Annotated in this window: 19 protein-coding genes; 9 read left to right on the forward strand and 10 right to left on the reverse strand. The window is 72.4% G+C overall.

Annotated features, from left to right (window positions below; all coding sequences use genetic code 11):
* Positions 1-118: 118 nt before the first annotated feature.
* Both ACFC1T_RS19690 and ACFC1T_RS19695 read right to left on the reverse strand, forming a co-directional pair.
* Positions 119-343, reverse strand: coding sequence for a DUF397 domain-containing protein (locus tag ACFC1T_RS19690; protein ID WP_375890220.1), 225 nt, complete (start codon positions 341-343; stop codon positions 119-121).
* Complete coding sequence (locus ACFC1T_RS19695; RefSeq protein ID WP_375890222.1) at positions 340-1,188, reverse strand: helix-turn-helix transcriptional regulator; 849 nt, start codon at positions 1,186-1,188, stop codon at positions 340-342. Before ACFC1T_RS19695 ends, ACFC1T_RS19690 begins: the two co-directional genes overlap by 4 nt.
* A gap of 276 nt (positions 1,189-1,464) precedes the next feature.
* Here ACFC1T_RS19695 and ACFC1T_RS19700 point away from each other — a divergent pair, with 276 nt between their 5' ends.
* From ACFC1T_RS19700 to ACFC1T_RS19720, 5 genes are all read left to right on the forward strand, one after another.
* Complete coding sequence (locus ACFC1T_RS19700) at positions 1,465-1,833, forward strand: ATP-binding protein (RefSeq protein ID WP_375890224.1); 369 nt, start codon at positions 1,465-1,467, stop codon at positions 1,831-1,833.
* Entirely contained in the window at positions 1,830-2,105 is a 276-nt protein-coding gene (locus ACFC1T_RS19705; RefSeq protein WP_375890225.1) for a hypothetical protein, read from the forward strand. Before ACFC1T_RS19700 ends, ACFC1T_RS19705 begins: the two co-directional genes overlap by 4 nt.
* Positions 2,093-2,248, forward strand: a complete 156-nt coding sequence (locus ACFC1T_RS19710; RefSeq protein ID WP_375890227.1) for a hypothetical protein — start codon at positions 2,093-2,095, stop codon at positions 2,246-2,248. The genes ACFC1T_RS19705 and ACFC1T_RS19710 overlap by 13 nt, the downstream gene beginning before the upstream one ends.
* Before the next feature lie 287 nt (positions 2,249-2,535).
* Positions 2,536-2,673, forward strand: coding sequence for a hypothetical protein (locus ACFC1T_RS19715; RefSeq protein WP_375890229.1), 138 nt, complete (start codon positions 2,536-2,538; stop codon positions 2,671-2,673).
* Between the two features lie 35 nt (positions 2,674-2,708).
* Positions 2,709-3,827 carry a methyltransferase domain-containing protein gene (locus ACFC1T_RS19720; RefSeq protein WP_375890231.1) on the forward strand — a complete coding sequence of 373 codons (1,119 nt, stop codon included), beginning with the start codon at positions 2,709-2,711 and terminating at the stop codon, positions 3,825-3,827.
* Between the two features lie 252 nt (positions 3,828-4,079).
* Here the strand turns inward: ACFC1T_RS19720 and ACFC1T_RS19725 are convergent, their stop codons facing one another.
* The 3 genes from ACFC1T_RS19725 to ACFC1T_RS19735 all read right to left on the reverse strand — a co-directional run bounded on the left by ACFC1T_RS19725 (position 4,080) and on the right by ACFC1T_RS19735 (position 6,125).
* Positions 4,080-4,307, reverse strand: coding sequence for a hypothetical protein (locus tag ACFC1T_RS19725; RefSeq protein ID WP_375890233.1), 228 nt, complete (start codon positions 4,305-4,307; stop codon positions 4,080-4,082).
* The gene (locus ACFC1T_RS19730) at positions 4,304-5,176 is read right to left on the reverse strand and encodes a hypothetical protein (RefSeq protein ID WP_375890235.1); all 873 of its coding nucleotides are present in this window, start codon (positions 5,174-5,176) and stop codon (positions 4,304-4,306) included. Before ACFC1T_RS19730 ends, ACFC1T_RS19725 begins: the two co-directional genes overlap by 4 nt.
* A 208-nt stretch (positions 5,177-5,384) precedes the next feature.
* On the reverse strand, positions 5,385-6,125 hold the full coding sequence (locus ACFC1T_RS19735) for an SMI1/KNR4 family protein (RefSeq protein WP_375890237.1): 741 nt from the start codon (positions 6,123-6,125) through the stop codon (positions 5,385-5,387).
* A gap of 45 nt (positions 6,126-6,170) precedes the next feature.
* Here ACFC1T_RS19735 and ACFC1T_RS19740 point away from each other — a divergent pair, with 45 nt between their 5' ends.
* Together ACFC1T_RS19740 and ACFC1T_RS19745 are read left to right on the forward strand one after the other, a co-directional pair.
* Complete coding sequence (locus tag ACFC1T_RS19740) at positions 6,171-7,010, forward strand: methyltransferase domain-containing protein (RefSeq protein ID WP_375890239.1); 840 nt, start codon at positions 6,171-6,173, stop codon at positions 7,008-7,010.
* 174 nt (positions 7,011-7,184) lie between these two features.
* On the forward strand, positions 7,185-7,889 hold the full coding sequence (locus ACFC1T_RS19745; RefSeq protein ID WP_375890241.1) for a DUF4328 domain-containing protein: 705 nt from the start codon (positions 7,185-7,187) through the stop codon (positions 7,887-7,889).
* 29 nt (positions 7,890-7,918) lie between these two features.
* Here ACFC1T_RS19745 and ACFC1T_RS19750 read toward each other — a convergent pair whose 3' ends face one another.
* Both ACFC1T_RS19750 and ACFC1T_RS19755 read right to left on the reverse strand, forming a co-directional pair.
* Positions 7,919-8,410, reverse strand: coding sequence for an SMI1/KNR4 family protein (locus tag ACFC1T_RS19750; protein ID WP_375890243.1), 492 nt, complete (start codon positions 8,408-8,410; stop codon positions 7,919-7,921).
* A gap of 34 nt (positions 8,411-8,444) precedes the next feature.
* Entirely contained in the window at positions 8,445-8,987 is a 543-nt protein-coding gene (locus ACFC1T_RS19755) for an HAD domain-containing protein (protein ID WP_375890291.1), read from the reverse strand.
* Positions 8,988-9,112: 125 nt separating this feature from the next.
* Between ACFC1T_RS19755 and ACFC1T_RS19760 the strand changes: the two genes are divergently transcribed.
* Together ACFC1T_RS19760 and ACFC1T_RS19765 are read left to right on the forward strand one after the other, a co-directional pair.
* Positions 9,113-10,249, forward strand: a complete 1,137-nt coding sequence (locus ACFC1T_RS19760) for a hypothetical protein (protein ID WP_375890245.1) — start codon at positions 9,113-9,115, stop codon at positions 10,247-10,249.
* 54 nt (positions 10,250-10,303) lie between these two features.
* On the forward strand, positions 10,304-10,876 hold the full coding sequence (locus ACFC1T_RS19765; protein ID WP_375890247.1) for a hypothetical protein: 573 nt from the start codon (positions 10,304-10,306) through the stop codon (positions 10,874-10,876).
* A gap of 14 nt (positions 10,877-10,890) precedes the next feature.
* Here the strand turns inward: ACFC1T_RS19765 and ACFC1T_RS19770 are convergent, their stop codons facing one another.
* The 3 genes from ACFC1T_RS19770 to ACFC1T_RS19780 are packed head-to-tail and all read right to left on the reverse strand — an operon-like array spanning position 10,891 to position 14,092.
* Complete coding sequence (locus ACFC1T_RS19770; RefSeq protein ID WP_375890249.1) at positions 10,891-11,484, reverse strand: class I SAM-dependent methyltransferase; 594 nt, start codon at positions 11,482-11,484, stop codon at positions 10,891-10,893.
* Positions 11,484-12,185, reverse strand: a complete 702-nt coding sequence (locus tag ACFC1T_RS19775) for an aspartate/glutamate racemase family protein (RefSeq protein ID WP_375890251.1) — start codon at positions 12,183-12,185, stop codon at positions 11,484-11,486. The genes ACFC1T_RS19770 and ACFC1T_RS19775 overlap by 1 nt, the downstream gene beginning before the upstream one ends.
* Positions 12,186-12,232: 47 nt before the next feature.
* Positions 12,233-14,092 carry a CocE/NonD family hydrolase gene (locus ACFC1T_RS19780; RefSeq protein ID WP_375890253.1) on the reverse strand — a complete coding sequence of 620 codons (1,860 nt, stop codon included), beginning with the start codon at positions 14,090-14,092 and terminating at the stop codon, positions 12,233-12,235.
* Positions 14,093-14,341 lie beyond the last annotated feature (249 nt).

Raw genomic sequence — 14,341 nt, forward strand, 5'->3', positions numbered from 1 at the left:
CGCCGGGCGCGGTGCGGTCGTTTACTCTCGGACGGTTTTTGTCTGTTTAGGGCTGGGTCTATGTCTGTCGTCGGGTCCTGCGCTCTGCAGTCGGGCCCCCACCGCTCATCATTGGCGCTCAGAGGAGGCCGAACTCGAACTCCCCAGCGGAGATGGCCTTGAGGAAGGCCTCGTGCGCCGCGCGGTCGAAGGCCAGGGCAGGGCCGGAAGGATCCTTGCTGTCGCGGACCGCTACCGACTCGGGAAGAAACGCGAACTCAACGCAGTTATCGTTCCCCCCGCTGTAGCTTGACTTCCGGAAGGCGAGCCCGGTGGCAGAAGCGTCGGGGTAGTAGTAGGTCACTTGACTTTGTCTCTCTGTGCGGTGATGAAATCGAGCGATGAGTCGACCGGCAGGGCCTCAGCCGTGATCTCCTGAAACTTCGCTCGGTAGATCTCCACGTCGGTTGGGTGCTCAACCCACAGGCTGCTGATCAAGCCTTCTGCGAGGACGACGTCCAGGTCCGCACGTTGGGGAAAGCCGAGCAGGGCAAAGGCACCTGCCATTCCGGGGTGAACTGCGGCCCCTGCTGGCATGACCTGGATGTTGACATTGGACAGGCGACTCAACGAGATCAGCTTGTCCAGCTGGGCCGACATGATGTCTGGACGGTTGGCGTTCGCGCACAGTGCCGTCTCATGGATGACAGCCCAGACCTGGACCGGATTTGGCCGGGTAAGGATCGACTGCCGTGCCATCCGGACCTGAACCATGTCTTCGACCGTTCCGCCGGACTCGGTTCGAAGCCGATCGATGACGACCCTGGCGTACTCGGGAGTTTGGAAGAGTCCAGGAATGAAGGCCGGCTCGTAGGTCCTCAAGGTCGAAGCGTCCGATTCCAGCAGGATCAGATCCGTGGCGGTCGCGTGAAGGACATCCCGGTAGCTCAGCCACCATCCGCGCTTGCTGCCGTCTTTGGTGATGGCGATCAGTCCTGCCCGGAAGTCCTCGTCGTCGCATCCGTAGTAGTCGAGGAGTTTGTTGACGTCCTCGATCTTGGCTGCGGTGTGAGCTGTCTCGATCCGAGTGAGCTTGGGCTGGCTCATGCCGGTGGCCTCTGCGACCACCTCTGCGGTGAGCTTCCGTTCCTCACGGAGCTTCCGCAGCATGCCGCCGAGCCTCCGTCGGCGCACGGTCGAGACTGCCATGTTGTCCCCTCCTGAGCTATCAGTTGACCAGTCTGCCTGTGTGAAGGGCACCAGCGCTACCAACAACTGGTAGTCCTGACCGCCGAATTCAGGTTCGATTTGAATATATGCGAGTTCTGGCGAAGGAGTTGCGTCGCGCATCACATAGGCCCCATGCTGAGCGTAGCTGGCCGTGTGCGCTGTGTGTGCGGCGGCCTGTGGTCTCGCCGTTGCCTGAGGCGTGCCTGCCGGTATGCGGCGATGAATGATCCATTTCGCCCCCGCGGAGGTTCCTTCGTGTTCTCCCTCGAACTCCCCCCTGACTGGTCGGCCCCGCGCGAGGAGTTGCGCGAGGCCACCTCGCGCGCCGGGTGGAAGCCCGACCTGGTCGCCGACGCCGAGCTCGCTCTGCTCGAACTCTTCGTCAACGCCTACCGCCACGGCGGTAGTGCGGCGCCGGTCGTGGTCGTCCTCATCATCGGCGACATCCTCCGCGTCTCGGTCAGCGACGGGAGCCCGGTCCTCCCCGCCCCGCGCGAGGACTCCGACCCGCTCGCCCTCTCCGGGCGGGGCCTGCACCTCGTGCGCTCGCTCACCCACCGCTTCGGCACGGAGCCCCGCAGGACCGGGAAGTCCGTCTGGTTCGAGCTGGACGCCGCCGCGTGAGCGCCGTCGACCGCCCGATCGAGCCGGGTCACCCGCTGATGCGCACCTACACCGAGCTCGAAATCGCCTACCTGCTCGTCGAACTCGCCGAGCGTGGCCGCAAGTTCGGTCTCCTCTGGCCCTCCGCGACCACCGACAGCGTGGTGGACGGCCGCGTCCTCGTCCGCTTCGGCAACGCCCCGGCGAGCACCGTGGTCAACCTCCTCGCGCTCCTCCGCTCCCACGACTACGACTGCGACGCGACCGAGGACGACACCCCGTGCGACTCCTGATCGGCCTGGCCCTGCTCACCCTCCTGGTCCTCGCCATCGCCGTCGTCGGCCTCGGCGCGGTCGCCGTCCTGCGGATGCCCCACTGCCCGGACGACGCCACTTCCATCCCGCCCCCCACCCGCGACCGCCAATCGGTGGCCTGACCTCACTCCACCCGCGCCGCCCGGCCGGACCCGCCGGGCGGCTCCTTCCGAGAGGCACAGAACCGATGGTGGACGGTCATTTCGCCGAGACCAGCGACCTGTCGTTCACGTGCGCGGGCCCGGTGCCGGTGGAAAACCGGTACGAGAGGAACCGCCTGGGGCGTCCGCCCCGCTCATGAACTCCCGTCCTGACAAAGTCGGAGTCAGACCGGCCAGGACGGGGCGCCAACCTGCCACGGCAGGCACATTGATCAACCCCAGTAGCCGAACCGAGAGAGGAAACTGACATGGGAGACCAGAACAAGGGCGGCCCCAGCGACGGCAAGGGCGGCGGGCACGCCAAGCCGGGCGGTGGGGCCATCGGGCCGAAGCCGTCGAAGGACGGAAAGGACCCCGACCCCGCTCCGAAGCACAAGAAGCCGTGACCCCCGGGAGCCCCGAAGCGCTGCGGGCGGCCCTGGTGACGAAGCTCGTCAACTCCGGGGCGCTCTCGGCGGAGTGGGTGTCGTCCGTGGCGGCCGTGCCGCGACACGAGTTCCTTCCCGAAACCATCTGGGCGGACGAGAACGGCGGCGACACGGAGTGCAGCCGTTCCGAGAACCCCGACCGGTGGATGAACTTGGCCTATGCCGACGTGCCGATCGTCACCCAGTGGGACGATGGCGCGGAAGCCGACCGGAGTACGCCCACGTCGTCGGCGTCGATGCCGACCATGGTGGTCGAGATGCTGGGTGACCTGGGCACGGCCCCGGGGCATCGGGTGCTCGAAATCGGGACCGGCACCGGCTACAACGCCGCGCTCCTGTCCCACCGCCTGGGCGCCGAGAACGTGTCGACGGTCGAGGTGGATGCGAAGGTCACCGCGCAAGCCCGTACGGCGCTCCGCTCCGCCGGCTACACCACCGAAGTCGTCTGCGGGGACGGCTCGTTCGGATGGGGTGTCCGGGCGCCGTATGACCGGATCATCTCCACCGTGTCCCTGCGGGACATCCCGCCTGCCTGGCTCGCACAGACCAAGCCGGGCGGTGTGATCGTCAGCCCCGTTTCGCCATTGTTCGGGGGCGGGGCAGTCGTGCGCCTCACGGTCGGCGACGACGGGACGGCGAGCGGCCCGTTCACTCGGTCGGCAACGTTCATGATGCTCCGCCAGCAGCGCTACCAGGCTGCTTCGGTGGACGACTACCTTCCGGGCGACTGGCCGGGCGGCTCCGGGCAGTCCTGGACCAAGTTCGACCCCGAGATCATCGGGGGCGACTGGTTGGCACAGTTCGCCACCGCGCTCGCCCTGCCGGACGTGTACTACCGGCGGCACGAGTTCGGTGACGGTGGCTGGACGTGGTGGTTGTTCGACACGGCCGTGACGTCTTGGGCGACCGTGGACTCCGTGCCCGGGGAATCCCGGTTCGAGGTTCGGCAGTCCGGGCCCCGGCGGCTCTGGGACGAAGTGGAGGCCGCCTACAACCAGTGGACGGCCACCGGACGCCCCGGGTACGAGAGGTACGGGCTCACGGTGACCCCTGCCGGACAGACAGCCTGGTTGGACAAGCCCGACAATGTCATCCCGGAGCACCGTCCGTAGGGTGACACCGGGGGTGCGGGTTTCTCCATCGATTCGACCCGTGCCGATGCCCCGCGGGCACCCTCCTCACCCTCCTGATGCTCGCCATCGCCATCGCCATCGCCATCGCCGTCGTCGGCCTCGGCGCGGTCGCCGTCCTGCGGATGCCCCACCGCCCGGACGGCGCCACTCCCACCCCGCCCCCACCCGAGACCGCCAACCGGTGGCCTGGCCTCACCCCACCCGCGCCGCCCGGCCGGACCCGCCGGGCGGCTACTGGTCGGCCTCGTCTACCTCCCTTGTAGCAGTGGGAAGTTGGGGGCGGCCGGGGCGGCGGAAGGACGCGGCGATGGTCTGGGCCACCTCGGCGCGCTGGCGGGCGGTGCAACCGGTCATCAGGCGCTCCAGGCGACGGAGCACGAGGACGTCACGCCACGCGCGGATCGCTCCGCTCATCACACCGCACAGCAGGGCGCCCGCCAGGGCGACGGTGGGGGTCATCGGACGGCCTCCGCCCGGTCCGCCGCGTGGGCATCGGGAGAGTCCCCGTCATCACAGAGGCCGTGTCGCCTCAGGATGACCGTTCGACCGCCGATCATGGCGGTCGCCGAGGCGCTGTAGAGCTCGGCGGCGCCCACCGGATCGAGCCCGTCGACCAGGCCGTGGGCCAGCATGGCGGCGAAGACCGCCTCCACACTGTCGCCGCAGCACCATTCGATCACCAGGTCGGACATGCCATGGGTGTAGCAGTTGGCCACTCCGTGGGCGAGGGCCGCCCGGTCCAGTAGGGCCGGACGACGCAGGAGCCTGCTCCACAGCAGATCGCGGACGACCGGGGCGCCGGTGTGGTCCCACTTGTTGGCGCGGGTGACCTCGGCCCGGTGGGCCGGCACCACGAACTCGTCCGGCAGCACGCTGGGCACCCCGAGCGGCGCACCGTCGGCTCGCAGCAGGGTGATGCGGGCAGGGAGGATCGCGCTCTCGATCACGAGCCGTCCGTTCCGGACGGACCATCGCACGCCGGCGACTCCCCCGACCATGCGATGCGTTGCCATCAGGCCGACCAGCAGTTGGCCCACCGCCTCGTCGGCCATCGCCGGGTGGAGATGCAGTGTGAGCCCGTCTCCGTCGTGCGTGGTGAAGAGGACCCCCAGTACGGCCCCGTCACGCTGACGATCGCGGAACGTGTTGGCGAGCGCACTCACCACCATGGCCTCGAAGCGCCGTTGGGCCGGGGTGACGGCATCGGGTACCGGATGTTTGACGAAGACCCTTACCTGCCCGGCGAGTTCACGAGACCGCCAGAGCGGCAGACCGCTCAGCTTCTGGATGCGCCTGGCCAGACGGGTGACATTGTCCGACGCGGACATGAGACTCCAATCCCCCCACGGAGCCGTCCGGCGGCGGCTGGAGAGACAGGTGCGTCTGTCTGTGCGTACGGATGAAGAGGGGTGACGCCTGTGGGTGACTCTCCGGAGCCCTTCGCCCACCCCGGCCGCCGGTGACCGAGTGCGTGGGCCTGTCGCCACATCAACACAACCAGCTTACACACGAGAGGGGTTGGCCCGATGCGAATCCTCAGTGTCCGCAGTTCTCCTCGCCCCAGGTGTCGAACCAGCGGAGCCAGATGGGTGTCTCCTTGCCGACCGTCCGCCGCCCGCGCTCGGCTTCCCGTTGTTCCGGGGTGATCAGTGGCTCCTCGCGGGCCAGCCAGTCGAGGTACCACTCGGCGAAGCTCGCCGGGCGGCCCTCGTCGGTCAGCAGCGGGCTGAGGCGGTCGCAGGTCGGGCGGCCGTCGAACCACATGGTGCTGCGGTGCGGGCCGGTGACGACGAGCAGGGCGGCGAAGCCGTGGCCGTGGCCCTGGAGGAACACGGCGCCGGTGGCCCGGTCGCGTTCCGCCGCCTCTGCTGCCTCCGTCCAGGCGGTGCGGGCGGCGAGCCACTCCTCGGGGCGCTGGTGGTCCTCTTCACGCGGGGGGTTGTCCCAGAAGGCGTCCGCCGCGGCCAGCGCGGAGTCGTGGTCGGGGAACGGCGTGCCGAGGCGGGACAGCTCGGTGGACTCGTCGCCCGCCCAGTGCCAGCCGTCCGGCCCCTCCCGCAGCTCCCGGGGGAAGCGGCCGCCCGCGCTGACCCGGAGCAGGAACGCGCGGTAGTCGACTGGGAAGGTGATGCCGAACTGGCGCTCCGCCGCGCCGACCTGGGCCTGGGTGAGCGGTGGCGCCGGGGCCTCCTCGGCCGCCCCGGCGCCGTAGCCCGCCCGCCTCTCGTACAGCGTGCGCAGCCGCCGCCCCACCTGGTTCCAGTCCGTGTCCCGCACGGTCGGTCACCTTAGCGACCGGTCTCCGCTCCTACACTGGCGGCCATGGCAGACCACCAGCCCTTCTCGGCCTTCCGCGTGCCCGACGCCGACCCGGAGGTCGTCGAGCGGCTGGTCGCGGTGCTGGACGTGCAGGCCGCCAACCCGGGTGTGCGGCGGCTGCGCGCGTGGGCGCACGAGCAGCTGGCCGTGCGGCCCGGTGAGCGGGTGCTGGACATCGGGTCCGGTACGGGCTCGGAGACCCTCGTCCTCGCGGCGGCGGTCGGCCCGGACGGCACCGCGACCGGCCTCGAACCGAACCCCGGCCTGCGCGCCGTCGCCGGGCGGCGCGCCGCCGAGGCGGGCAGTGCGGCGCGGTTCCTCGACGGTGACGCGCTGGCCCTGCCGCTGCCCGACGGTGCGGTGGACGCGGTCCGGTGCGAGCGCGTCCTCCAGCACCTGACCGACCCGGCAGGGGCCGTCGCCGAGATGGCGCGGGTGCTGCGCCCGGGCGGGCGGGTCGCGCTGCTGGACACCGACTGGTCCACGCTCCTCCTCCACCCGGCCGCCGCGGAGGCCCGGACCGCGCTGACCGGCGTCACCCTGGGCAACTCCGCCACCCCGGAGGCCGGACGCCGCCTGACGGGCTGGCTCTCGGCAGCCGGTCTGACCGTCGACCACGTCGGCGCCGACGTGCTGCTGCACGACCCCGACACCGTCCCCTGGCCGCTCCTGCGCGGCCTCGCCACGGTGGCCGTCGGCCGCGGGCTGCTCACCGAGGCGCAGCGCGACGACCTGTACGCCGAACTCACGGCCGCGGCCGAGCGGCGTGCCTTCCACCTCTCCGTGACGATGTTCGCCGCGGTCGCCCACCGGCCGGGCGGCCCCGCCCCGTCCACCGGTTGAGTTCGCCTGCACAGGAAGTCGGCCCGGTCGACTTCCTGCGTACCCGCCCGGCCTGTCCGAGGGTGCCGTCATACTGGCCGCGCACATAGCTCGCGCACGTAACTCGCGCACGAAGCTGCCGGGGCGCCGAGGTGGTGCCCCGTCACGCTGGTCCACTCCTGGAGCCGTTCACCCATGTCCTCGCCCGCCGCGTACCGGTCGCCGAGATCGCTCGCCACCGCCGCCACCGTCCTGCTCGTCGTCTGCGGTGCGCTCACCGTCTTCCGGCTCGTCGCCGACTCCCTCCTGTACCGCGCGGCGGGTGACCTGCCGAGCGGCGTCGAGTTCGGTGACGGCAGCGCGTTCGGCCCCTCGTACGGGCTCCAGATGCTGGCGTACCTGCTGTACAGCCTGGCCCTGATGGGATCGACGGTCGCCTTCCTCAGCTGGTTCCACCGGGTGCGGGTGAACGCCGAGTGGCTGAGCCCGCACGGGCACCGGCACAGCCGCGGCTGGGCCGTCGGCGGCTGGTTCACGCCCGTGGTCTTCCTCTGGTTCCCCTGGCGGATCGCCTGCGACATCTGGCAGGCCGGTGTCCGGCCGGACGCGTCCGGGGTGCGGACACCGCTCCCGACGACGGTCGTCAACGCCTGGTGGGTCAGCTTCTGCCTGTTCAACGTGGTGGACGCGGTGGGAAGCCAGTCGACCGACACGGCGCGCTACCCGGACCAGTACCAGCAGGGCGTGGCCTGGCTGATCGCATCCGACGCGCTCGAACTGGTCGCCGCCGTCCTCGCCGTCCTGGTGGTGCGGACAGTGACGGCCATGCAGGAGGAACGTTTCGCCGAGCACAGCGCCGCCACCTCGTACGGGGTGTACGTCTCGGCCGTCGAGGGCTGAACCGCCCCGCCCTGTCGAGGCGGCACGGTTCAGGCGTATGCCTCGGGATCGGTGAGTCCCTCCACGAACTCCTGGAAGTCCGCGGCCAGGGGGAGTTCGGATCGGCAGTCGGCGTCGAACCATCCGACCGTGGGGGTCGGACCCGTCCGGTAGTCCAGGGCGATCCAGCAGGGGCCGCTGCCACTGAGGAGCACGAGCGGAGCCGGCAGGCCCCACTCCCCGACCAGGTAGGCGCTGTCGAGCAGGGACAGCGTCCCGGGGCGGTGGCCGATCCCCATCAGGTGCTCGAAGGGCACGTGGTCCGAGGCCCAGGAGGTCGGCGCCGAGGTCGGGAAGGCGCACAGGCCGTCCGTGACCTGTCCACCGTTCTGGAGCCGGAGCAGTGCCACCAGGGAGGCCGGGAGACTCACCCCCAGGGTGAGTTCGGCCTGGTGGACGAGCTGATCGGTCAGTGGCGGCTGAACGCCGTGGTCGACGGAGCCGTCCCAGAAGACGTCCTGCAGAACCTCGAAGCCGGGCATGGGCGGCATCGTACGAGGCGCCGCCCGCCGCGCCTCAACCCGGGGCGCCGCCGGCCCAGGCCGCCAGCCGGCCGAAGTCGTCCGCCGTCAGGCCGACCTTCGGGTCGACGTGGTGCAGCAGCGCCGGGCCGGGGTGGTGGGCCGCGACCCAGGCGCGGTCCGCGTCCGTGATGTTGTCGTCGACCCAGGCGAAGGGGCGGCCCCGCGCCCAGGCGACGATCTCCGGGGTCTTCCAGAACACCCCGCCGGCCGGCTCCGGCCGCGGCTCGGACCAGGCGATGTACGGCAGTTCGGGCAGCCCCAGCAGCGGGCCGATGAAGGAGTTGGCCTCCTCCTCCCAGGTCGTCGCCCACACCAGCTCGAAGGGCAGCGCCGCCAGGGCCGGCCCGTGCTCAGGGTTGAGCCACACCCGCAGCGGCTTCGGCGCCTTGTGCGGCATCCCCCACAGGGCGAGCCGCCGCCGCTCGTGGGCCGCCCAGCGCGGGGTCAGCAGTCGGTGGGTCCGGTAGCCCTCCGGCCGCCGGTGCGGCTTCGCGGCATCGGGGTTCAGTGGCCCGTCCACGTCCAGCAGCAGCATCGCTCGCACCACGGCGCACCACCTCCTCGAACGTCGTCGAACCGTACCCGGCGGGCCCGTTCCGGCCCAAGCGGATATCGCCTCCGGCCGGCGGACTGTCGTAGGCGACCGGCAGGCTGTGCGCCATGACACTCGCTCCGCCCCTGCCGCCCGTGGCACCGCCCTGGTGGCATCCGCTCGCGCACCTGCACCACCGGACGGTGGACCGGCGTACGGCCACTGCGGCGAAGGACCTCCGGGCGGCCGTGGGGAGACGACTCGACGTCGGTCTGCTGCGCCGCGCACTGGCTTGCCAGGGCGACGGCGAGCTCGTGTTCCGGATCATCGCGGTCGGGTTCCTGGCCGTGATGCTGGTCGGGTTCATCCTCTCGGGCATGAAGGGGCTCTGCACGCCCGGGGGATACCTCCCCACCTCGGGCGGCGAAGTCGGCCCCTGCCCGACGCACCAGGAGAAGGTGTACGTCGCGGAGACGATCGCCCTCTGGGCGGCCGCGTTCATCGCGGCCGCATCCGTGTACGGCGCGGTGCGGGCCACTGCCGTGCGACCCGCCCAGAAGCCGGTGTTCCCGGCGCTGCTCGTGCTGCGGGCCTGCGCCCGGCTGCACGAGCCCGGGGCGGGCCACGCGGAGGCCGCCGGGCTCAGTGTGAAGGCGCAGGCCCTGGGGCAGGCGCTGATCGATGCGGCGGGGCGGGCCGCCGACGACTACGGCGCCCGGGCGAGCACCCGGGAACTCATGCTCGGCCATGCCCGGCAGGTCGCCGCGCTCCTGGAACGGACCGCCGACGAGCTGCTGCCGGACCGGGACCGGGCCACCCGGAAACTGGCCGAACTGGCGGCGGTGATCGCCGAACAGGTCGCCGACGGACAGTTCACCAACCTGCTCAGGGAGCACGGGCAGCCACCGGACCTGCCGACGAGCGCCCCCGAGTCGCCGGACCGCGCCGACGGGCGACGGCTGGCGATGGCGGCCGTGACGGCGCTGCTGGTCACCGTCTCCCTGGCCGTCACGACCGGGATGCTCGGTCTGCCCGCCTTCGTCACCGCGCCCCTGGCGGCGATCACCGTCCCGCTCCTCACCTTCCTGCTGCTGGCGCACCGCTTCGGCCTCAGCGAGGCAGTGCGCCTCGTCCAGGTCCTGCGGACGGTGCGCGGGGAGAACCCCGTGGAGCCCACGGCCGCGCCCGAGCGGCAGGAAGCCGGGTCGGACACCGGTGGTGACCCGCCCGCCGGGGAGGCTCGGGGTGCGGGGAACTCCGCCTGAGATTGCCGGGAAACGGCATGGTGCGCGAGCGGTGGGCGGGTCTACGGTCGCGCGGTGAGTGATTCCACCGCTGCCGTCCGAAGACGGCGTACGTTCTTCGCCGTCGGCTGGGCCGTCCTCCTGCTGGCGATCGTCCTGCCGCCGCTGGTGGTCGGGCAGGCCTTCGTGGACTCAGGGGCGCCGATCGTGTCCGGGCTGGTGGCCGCGATAGGGCTCGCGGTCCTGCTGGACGCGGGCACCGCGCGGCGCAAGGGCTGGCGGGTGGCCGGCGGCATCGTCCGGGCCCGTACCTGGTCGGGTGCGCGGGAGGTGGACCTGACCGACCTCGCGACCGTACGGGCCTGGGAGACGCTGTCGAAGTCGTCCGGTTCGGCGACGCTGGTGTCCGTGGCCGACCGCTCCGGCGGGTGGGTGATCCTCACCGTCGCCGACAAGCACATGCACCTGCTCACCGACGCGGTGCGCAGCCACGGTGCGGGCTACGTCTCCCCCTGGGCACAGGCGCTGCTGGGCCTCAAGCCGACCCGGTGGTACGTCTCCGGGGCCCGGACGCTCGGATTCGCCGTGGTCCCGATCGCGCCGCTGCTGGCCGGCGCGCTGCTGGCCGCAGCGGCCGCCCAGCGCTGACCGGCCCGGAGGCCTCAGGGCTTGTGCCAGGTCAGGGAGTAGCGCCGCAGGACGTGCCACCGGTAGCGCACCCCGGGCAGCACCCGCCCGGCGGTCTCCCGCACCTCCCGGTAGCTCATCGCGGGGGCGGCCGTCGGCATGCCCTCCGGGCCGGACGCCCGCCGCAGGGCCTTCACGGCCCGTACGAGCGGCGCGGCCGCGACCCACCGGGCCCGGTCCGCCGCCGTCTCCTCCCTGGCCAGGCCGACCACCACCAACACCCCGCCGGGGCGCAGCAGTTCCCGCATCCTGGTGAGCGCGGCCGTGAAGTCCATGTGGTGCACGGCCGTCACCGAGCAGATGAAGTCGTAGCCGCCGGTGGGCAGTTCGAGGGTGAGGAAGTCCCCCTCCAGGAAGGTGATGTCACCGTGGGCGGCCCGCGCCCGCGCGACCATCCCCCCGTCGCTGTCCACCCCGACCACCCGCCCGCACCGCGGCGCGAGCTTCGCCGCCAACAGCCCGTCCCCGCACCCGACATCGAGCGCGGCCCCGCACTCGGGCGGCACTGCCCGCAGGATCCCGGGGTGCCGCGCCACGTTGGTGTTCCAGTACGGGGTTGCGTCGCGCATCACGCCCGCTCGTCGGCCAGGGCGGCGGTGACGGCGGCCTCGGCGTGGAGGCGGGCGGTGGGGAAGAGGGGGACGGGGCTGTCCTCGGGGTGGACGAGGAGTTCGATCTCGGTGCAGCCGAGGATGATGCCTTCGGCGCCGGCGGCGACCAGGTCGGCGATGACGCGGCGGTAGGCGGCGCGGGATTCCTCGTGGACGAGGCCGAGGCAGAGTTCCTGGTAGATCACCCGGTGGACCAGGGCGCGGGATTCGGGCCCGGGGACGAGGACGTCCAGGCCGTTGGCGGTCAGGCGGCCGCGGTAGAAGTCCTGTTCCATGGTGAAGGCCGTGCCCAGCAGGCCGACCCGGCGCAGGCCGGCCGCGTGGACGGCGTCGGCGGTGGCGTCGGCGAGGTGCAGCAGGGGGATGGAGACGGCTTCGGCGACCTGGTCGGCGACCTTGTGCATGGTGTTGGTGCAGATCAGCAGCAGGTCGGCGCCGGCGGCCTCCAGGCCGCGGGCGGCGTCGGCGAGGATCGCCCCGGCGTCCTCCCAGCGCCCGGCCGCCTGGAGCCGTTCGATGTCGGCGAAGTCGACGGAGTGGAGCACCAGTCGGGCGGAGTGGAGGCCGCCGAGCCGGTCGCGGGTGAGTTCGTTGAGGGTGCGGTAGTACTCGGCGGTGGATTCCCAGCTCATGCCGCCGATCAGGCCGAGGGTTTTCATGGGCCAGTTATAAGCCAGGGGAGACAGGAAAGGCAATTGTATAAGAACTACTTTGGGAAGCTCTCCCGTGCCACCCGGTGCTGCCATTCCCGGGCGAACACCACCGACCCCGCCTCCAGCGCCCGCAGTTGCACCACGCTGAGGAAGTGCCCGGCGTCGCAGCGCAGTTGGGTGCGGGTCTGGACGGTCACGTCCCAGCCGATGTCCGGCCGCTCCAGCCGTACGGTGCGGTCGGTGCGGGCCTGGGCGCTGAGCGGGGCGCCGGTGAGGATGCGGTAGGCGGTGACGGTGTGCTCGTCGCGGACCAGGCCGTCGGGGTGGGTGCGGGTGCCGTCGGTGGCGGGGGAGAGTTCGGTGCGCCACTCGTGGCGGCCGATGTCGTGCACGGTGACGTGCTCGGGCCGGGCGGTGAGCGGTTCGGTGAGGTGGATGTCCGGCGGGTCGGGCAGGGTGGGGGCCGCGAGGGTGACGGGTGCGGCGCCGGCGTCCGCGGCGAGGTGGCGGACGGGCAGGACGAGGGTGGAGTGGGACGGGTCGAGGGCGTACCCGGTGTCGTCCGCGTTCGGCCACACCCACGGCCAGTAGACGGAGGAGAGCGCGAGCCGCAGCCGGTGCCCGGCCGGGACGGTGGCCGCGCAGGCCGCGAGTTCGACCTCGACGTCCGGGCCGGCGGCGGTCAGCACGCCGCGGGTGAGCAGGGCGGAGGTGCCGTCGGGGCCGACCGCGCACAGCCGGGCGACCACCTGGGCGGGCCCGCCGCCGGAGCGCAGCCGCAGCCGGGCGGTGGGCGCGCCGAGCAGCTCGACGGGTTCGGGCAGCGGCTGGGAGTCGAAGCAGACCGAGCGGCCGTCCTCCTCGCGCTGGTCCGGCGGCTGGTCGGCGGGGCGGCCGTGCGGGACGTAGGCGCCGGCGTTGAGGCCGGTGTGCTGCGGGGAGCGGACGGGGACGTACCGGTCGTGGGAGGCGGTGCCGGCGGTGCGCAGCTGGCCGTCGAGGTCGTAGTGGATCTCCCGGACGTCGGGGGAGGGCCAGGCGTCCTCGCCGGTCCAGCGGGTGCTGATCCAGCTGCGCAGGGCGGGTTCCTTGACGGCGCCGGTGTCGACGCCGCGCAGCCAGTGGTCCCACCAGCGCAGGGTCTCGGGCAGGGCGGCCTCGGGCAGGCCGTGCGGCCAGGGGCCGAGCAGGGCGCGTGCGGTGGGGGACTCGGCGAGCAGGCGCAGCACGAAGGAGCAGGACGGGTCGCCCCAGCCGGCCACGGCGAGGACCGGGACGGACACCGGCACGGTGGTGTCCCCGGCGGCGAGCCAGGCGTCGACGGGGGGTTCGAGGGATTCGAGCCGGGCCAGCCAGCCGGGCCGCCAGGCGTCGCCGAGGCGGCGCGGGTCCGGGGGGAGCGCGGCGTCGGCGATCAGGGCGGTGAGCCGGGTGTGCAGGTCGGCGGCGAGGACGGCGCCGCCGAGCCGGTGGCCGCCCTCGGGGCAGGCGGTGACGGCCGCGCCGACGGTCTCGGGCGCCCGGGCGGCCAGGCGCAGCGCGGTGGTGCCGGCCGCGCCGACGCCGAGCAGGCCGACCCGGCCGTTCGCCCAGGGGCGGCGGGCGAGCCAGTCGACGGCGGCGGCGCCGTCGGTGAGTTCCTGCTCGCCGCCGGGTTCGCCGGGCAGGCCGCCGGAGTCGCCGTGGCCGCGGGTGTCGACCCGGACGGCGGCGTAGCCGTGGCCCGCGTACCAGGGGTGGCGGCGGGCGTCCTCGGCGGCGGTGCGGTCGCCGAGGCGGTCGGCCGAGTACTCCAGCAGGACGGGGACGGGCTCGTCGCTGACCGGGCGCCAGAGTCGGGCGGCGAGTTCCGTGCCGTCGGGCAGCGGGATGCGCAGGTCCTCGCGGGTGGTGTGGAAGGGGTACGACGGCATGGCCGCTCCCATCGGGGTCCCGGGCCGGTGAGCGCCGAGCGGCCCGCGGCGCGTTCGGGGGTCGCGCGGCGGGCTCGGCCCCTCCGACCCTAGGGGAGGAATCGGGCGATTTCCTGATGAGGGGCCCGCAGTGGTGACGCTGCGCAGGCGTGCGGCGGCCGGACGCGCGCCCCTGGCCTGCGCCGTCGTGGTTCGGTTCGCCGCCGTCCGGCATCTGCACATGACTTGCAACTGCTCGCCGGAGGGGGG

This window comes from Kitasatospora sp. NPDC056076, assembly GCF_042266305.1.
Lineage (GTDB): Bacteria > Actinomycetota > Actinomycetes > Streptomycetales > Streptomycetaceae > Kitasatospora.